The organism is Enterovirga sp., from assembly GCF_035325185.1.
In the GTDB taxonomy this organism is placed as follows: Bacteria; Pseudomonadota; Alphaproteobacteria; order Rhizobiales; family Beijerinckiaceae; genus Enterovirga.
In genome coordinates, this window is record NZ_DAOLAJ010000151.1 from 1 (window position 1) to 5,160 (window position 5,160).

Sequence of the window (5,160 nt, forward strand, 5' to 3'; positions counted from 1 at the left end):
GCCGCCGGTGACGGGCGTCTCGAAGCTCCGGCCCGTCTCCGGGTCGCGCCAGACGAGGGTGCCCGCCTCGGCTCGCACCTCGTCGATCGGCACCTGCATGACGTGGCCGGTTTCGGGATGGATCGGCAGGAAAGGCGAATAGGTGGCCGAGCGCTCCTCGCGCAGCGAGGGCAGCATGATCGCCATCACCTCGTCATAGCGCTCGAGCACGAGGCGCAAGGCCGCGTCGAAGCGGCCGGACCTGTAGCACTCGCTCGCCGACAGGAACTCGTAGTCGAAGCCGAAGGCGTCGAGGAAGCTGCGGAGCTGCGCGTTGTTGTGCGCGCCGAAGCTCTCGTGGGTGCCGAAGGGGTCGGGCACCGAGGTCAGGGGCTTGTCGAGATTGGCCGCGAGCAGTTCCCGGTTCGGCACGTTGTCGGGCACCTTGCGCAACCCGTCCATGTCGTCCGAGAAGGCGACGAGGCGCGTCGGCACGCTGTCCTGCGTCAGCACGCGGAAGGCGTGGCGCACCATCGAGGTGCGCGCCACCTCGCCGAAGGTGCCGATATGCGGCAGGCCCGAGGGGCCGTATCCCGTCTCGAACAGCACCTCCTTCCGGCCGCTCTTCTCCAGCCGGGCGACGATTTTCCGCGCCTCCTCGAAGGGCCAGGCGGAGGCCGTGCCGGCAGCTTCGAGAAGGGCGGGATCGAGGGGGGGCATTGGTTCCGGTCCGTATCGCGGAAAGAGGGCTGAATAGGGCGCGGGGGAGGGGGGATCAACAGGCGCCGGCCGGGCCGCCGCGCCGGAGCTTGCTTCCTGCGGAAATTGCGTCGGTCCGTCGGCTGTGCTTTTGCCGGGAGGGCATTCTTTCATCCTGCGTGCCGGGGGCATCGGGGAGGCCATGACGACATCCCCGGCCTCTGCCGGCTTGCCGCCGGATCTCCGCTTCCTGACGCGCCACGGCGTCCCGGCCGAGCCGCTCGCCGAAGCCGCCCGCCTGGCCCGGCAATGGAAGGTCGCCCCGGCCGAGGCCGCCCTCGCCACCGGCGCCGTCGCGCCCGAATTGTTCTACCGCTCCCTCGCAGCGGAGCTGGGCCTGCCCTTCGCCGCGCCGGGCTTTTCCGTCCATGCCCTCGCCAGGTATCCGCAGGCCATCCTGACGGGGATCGCCCCCCTGGCGGAAGGGGGCTATGTGCTCGCGCCGCGGGGCGAGGGGGTGGAAGACATGCTGGGGCGCCGGGCCTCGCTCGTCGCGGGGCTGTCGATGACGACGCCCGAGGCCTTGCGCGAGGCAGTCTTCCGGGCGCGCGGCGAGACCATCGCCCGCATGGCCGCCGAGCAGCTTGCGCGCGAGATGCCGGAGCACAGCTATCACGCCGGCCTGTCCTGGCGGCAGGCCCTCGTCGTCCTGGCCCTGCTGGCTCTCGTCGCGGCGGCCGGGATCGCGACGGGGAGGCCCGCGATTCTGGCGCTGGTGCTGATGAGCGGCTTCCCGTTCCTGGCCCTCGCCGCCGTCAAGATCGCGGCGGTGTTCGACCCGGCGCCTGTCGCGTTGCCGGCGGGCCTGCCCCGCACCCCGGATTCGGACCTGCCCGTCTATACGATCCTGATACCGCTTCATCGCGAGCGGCGCGTGCTGGCGCAGATCCGCGCGGCGCTCCTGGCCTTCGACTACCCGCACGCCAAACTCGACGCGAAGATACTGGTCGAGGCGGGGGATGAGGAGACCGCCGCGGGCCTTGCCGAGATCTCCTGGCCGGGCTTTGTGGAGATCGTCCGGATTCCGCCGGGCCAGCCGCAGACCAAGCCGCGTGCGCTCAATGTCGGCCTGCTTCTCGCCCGCGGCGCCTACGTGGTCGTCTACGACGCCGAGGACGTGCCCGATCCGGGCCAGCTCCGCGAGGCGGCCTCCCTCTTCGAGCGGCTGCCGCCGCAGGTCGCCTGCCTCCAGGCGCGGCTTTCCATCGACAATACCTCCGACAACCTGCTCACGAGCCTGTTTACGCTGGAGTACGGCGGGCTGTTCGACGTGGTGAATCCGGCCCTCGCCCATTTCGACCTGCCGCTCCCGCTCGGCGGCACCTCCAACCACTTCAGGACCGAGGTGCTGCGCACGCTCGGCGGCTGGGACCCCTGGAACGTGACCGAGGATGCCGATCTCGGCATCCGCCTCGCCCTCGCCGGCCATCGCGTCGCCGACCTGCCCTCGACCACCCATGAGGAAGCGCCGGCGCGTCTGCGCGCCTGGTTCGCGCAGAGGACGCGCTGGATGAAGGGCTATGTGCAGGTCGCCATCACCCACAGCCGCGCGCCGGCCCGCGCGCTTCGGGACCTCGGCACCTGGCGGTTCACCTGGGCCAGCCTCCTGATCGGCGGGGCGGTGATCTCCGCCGCCATCTATCCCGTCTTCACGCTCGTCGTTCTGGTCCAGCTCGCCTCGGGAGGCTTCTTCGACCACGAGGATCTGCTCGAGGCCGCGACCGCCGCCCTGTCGCTGGTCCTGCTGGCCGCGGGGTTCCTGGCGATGATCCTGCCCTCTCTCGCGGCGATCCGCAGGCGGGGATGGCGCAGGCTCGCCCCGCTCGCTTTCCTGATGCCCCTCTATTACCTGCTCGTCAGCCTGGGCACCTGGCGCGGCATCCTCGAGCTGGTCTTCGATCCCGACCGCTGGAACAAGACCGAGCACGGGCTCGCCCGGACCTCGCGGAGCCGGGGAGGGGCGCTGTAGCCGACCCGATCACAGCTCGCGGGCGATCTCCCGGGCTGCTTCCTCGGGCGTGCGGTCGAGATTGAGCGAGCCGACGAAGAGCCCGTCCCTGTTCATCAGGTAGACGAGGCCGGTATGCTCCATGGTGTAGTCGCCGCCTTCGAGGGGCACCTTGCGGGCGAAGACGCGATAGGCCTTCACGACCCGGTCGATCTCCGCCCGGTCTCCCGTGAGGCCGACGATATGCTCGTCGAAGCTCGAGACGTAGTTCTTCATCACCTCGGGCGTGTCCCTCTCCGGGTCCACCGTGATGAAGAGGGCGCGGACCTTGCTCCCCTTGGGGCCGAGCGCCTGGAACACGTCCGACATCTCCTGGAGCTTCGTCGGGCAGACGTCCGGGCAATGGGTGAAGCCGAAGAAGACCAGGAACGGCGCCCCCTTGAAGTCGTGCTCGGTGACCTTGCGGCCGTCGCCGGCGACCAGCGTGAAGGGCCCGCCGATATTCGCCGTCGCCTGGCGCCCCCCGGGCATCAGCGTCACATAGGCTGCGATGCCGAGGGCGAAGAGCCCGAACAGGAAGGCGGCGATCGGGGCCGCGAGGCGCTTTGCGCGATGGGTCATGGGAATTCTGTCAGAGGCACCAGGAGAGGGTCGAGGTCACGAGCTTGCCGAAAACGTCCCCGCCCTCGCGCCACCACAGGAGTGCCCCCGCCGCAATGAGGCACAAGCCCGCGCCGAGGGCGAGCTTCAGGCCCGCCCGACCCGCCGGCCGGGCCTCCTCCATCGGCATGGCTTCGATCCGCTCCACGGCTCCCCTCCGCCCGGACCTCGTCCCGAGGCCCGCGGCGATTCCTAGATAGCGTCCCTTCGCACTCCCCTCCAGAGCGCGGCGGGCCGCATCGATCCGCCCTTGCTGCCGTCCGGAGGAGCGGGCACCATGACCGGGACGAAAAGCCGCGCAGGTGTCGCGCAAGTGCTGCGCCGCGACGGCTTCGAGGAACGCCCGTGTCATCGCTCGTTCTCGCCATCGACCAGGGCACGACCTCGACCCGCGCCATCCTGTTCCGGGCCGACACCACCGTCGCGGCGATCGCGCAGGAGGAATTCGCCCAGCATTTTCCCGCCTCCGGCTGGGTCGAGCACGAGGCGGAGGATCTTCTCGCCACCACGCTCTCGACCTGCCGCGCCGCCATGGCGAAGGCCGGCGCCTCGGCGGCGCAGATCGCCGGGATCGGCATCACCAACCAGCGCGAGACGGCAATCGTCTGGGACCGGCGGAGCGGACGGGCCATCCACCGCGCCATCGTCTGGCAGGACCGGCGCACCGCCGATCTCTGCGCCCGGCTGAAGGCGGAAGGCGCCGAGGACCTCGTGACGCGCCGGACGGGTCTCCTGGTCGATCCCTATTTCTCCGGCACCAAGGTCGCCTGGATCCTCGACAACGTGCCCGGGGCGCGGACGCGGGCGGAGCGGGGCGAGCTGGCCTTCGGCACGGTGGACAGCTGGCTGCTCTGGCGCCTGACGGGCGGGCGCGTCCACCGCACCGACGCGACCAATGCCAGCCGCACCATGCTCTTCGACATCCATCGCGGGGCCTGGGACGAGGATTTGCTGCGGCTCCTGCGCGTGCCGGCCGCGATCCTGCCCGAGGTGGCCGATTGCTCGGGCGATTTCGGCACGACGGAGGCGTCGCTGCTCGGCGGCCCGATCGCCGTCCGCGGCATGGCGGGCGACCAGCAGGCGGCCATGGTCGGCCAGGCCTGCTTCTCGCCGGGCATGGTGAAATCGACCTACGGCACCGGCTGCTTCGCCCTGGTGAATACGGGCGGGACGGCGGTGCCCTCGCGCTCGCGGCTGCTCACGACGATCGCCTACCAGCTCGGCGGCCGGCGGAGCTATGCGCTCGAAGGCTCGATCTTCGTCGCCGGCGCGGCGGTGCAATGGCTCCGCGACGGGCTCGGGCTGATCGACCGGGCCGACCAGTCCGGCTCCCTCGCGGAAGGGGCCGATCCGGGCCAGGACGTGGTGCTCGTCCCCGCCTTCGTCGGGCTCGGCGCGCCCTACTGGCGGCCGGAGGTCCGCGGGGCGCTGTTCGGCCTCACCCGCGCCACCGGCCCGCGGGAACTGGCGAGGGCGGCGCTGGAGAGTGTCTGCTTCCAGACCGCGGATCTCCTCGAGGCGATGCGGGCCGATTGGCCGGAGGCCGGGGCGCACCGCCCCGTCCTGCGCGTCGACGGCGGCATGATCGCCTCGGCCTGGACCATGCAGCGCCTCGCCGACATCCTGGGGGCCCCCGTCGACCGCCCCGAGGTGGCGGAGACGACCGCGCTCGGCGCCGCCTATCTGGCGGGCCTCGCCGCCGGCCTCTATCCCGAGCCGGAGCGTTTCGCCGATCGCTGGCGGCTGGAGCGCCGCTTCACGCCCGCCATGGCGCCGGCCGAGCGCGAGGCGCGCCTCGCGAGCTGGCGGCGGGC

Annotated in this window: 4 protein-coding genes and 1 pseudogene; 2 read left to right on the top strand and 3 right to left on the bottom strand. The window is 71.4% G+C overall.

Annotated features, from left to right (window positions below; translation table 11 throughout):
• Positions 1-699, bottom strand: a pseudogene (lysK, locus tag PKD06_RS18220) (lysine--tRNA ligase); the annotation flags it as partial.
• Between the two features lie 181 nt (positions 700-880).
• On the opposite strand from lysK, the gene PKD06_RS18225 reads away from it, so the two are divergent.
• On the top strand, positions 881-2,707 hold the full coding sequence (locus tag PKD06_RS18225) for a glycosyltransferase family 2 protein (RefSeq protein ID WP_324382644.1): 1,827 nt from the start codon (positions 881-883) through the stop codon (positions 2,705-2,707).
• Positions 2,708-2,716: 9 nt separating this feature from the next.
• On the opposite strand, the gene PKD06_RS18230 is transcribed toward PKD06_RS18225, so the two are convergent.
• Together PKD06_RS18230 and PKD06_RS18235 are read right to left on the bottom strand one after the other, a co-directional pair.
• A complete protein-coding gene (locus PKD06_RS18230) occupies positions 2,717-3,307 on the bottom strand; it encodes an SCO family protein (RefSeq protein WP_324382646.1) in 591 nt (196 codons plus the stop codon).
• Between the two features lie 10 nt (positions 3,308-3,317).
• On the bottom strand, positions 3,318-3,494 hold the full coding sequence (locus PKD06_RS18235) for a hypothetical protein (protein ID WP_324382648.1): 177 nt from the start codon (positions 3,492-3,494) through the stop codon (positions 3,318-3,320).
• Between the two features lie 197 nt (positions 3,495-3,691).
• Between PKD06_RS18235 and glpK the strand changes: the two genes are divergently transcribed.
• On the top strand, positions 3,692-5,160 hold a 1,469-nt coding region (gene glpK / locus PKD06_RS18240; RefSeq protein ID WP_324382650.1), incomplete at its 3' end, for a glycerol kinase GlpK.

What these genes read in the sequence shown, in the direction of transcription:
- PKD06_RS18225 (WP_324382644.1), top strand. Translation starts at nt 881, where the DNA reads ATGACGACATCCCCGGCCTCTGCCGGCTTGCCGCCGGATCTCCGCTTC.
- PKD06_RS18230 (WP_324382646.1), bottom strand. Translation starts at nt 3,307, where the DNA reads ATGACCCATCGCGCAAAGCGCCTCGCGGCCCCGATCGCCGCCTTCCTG.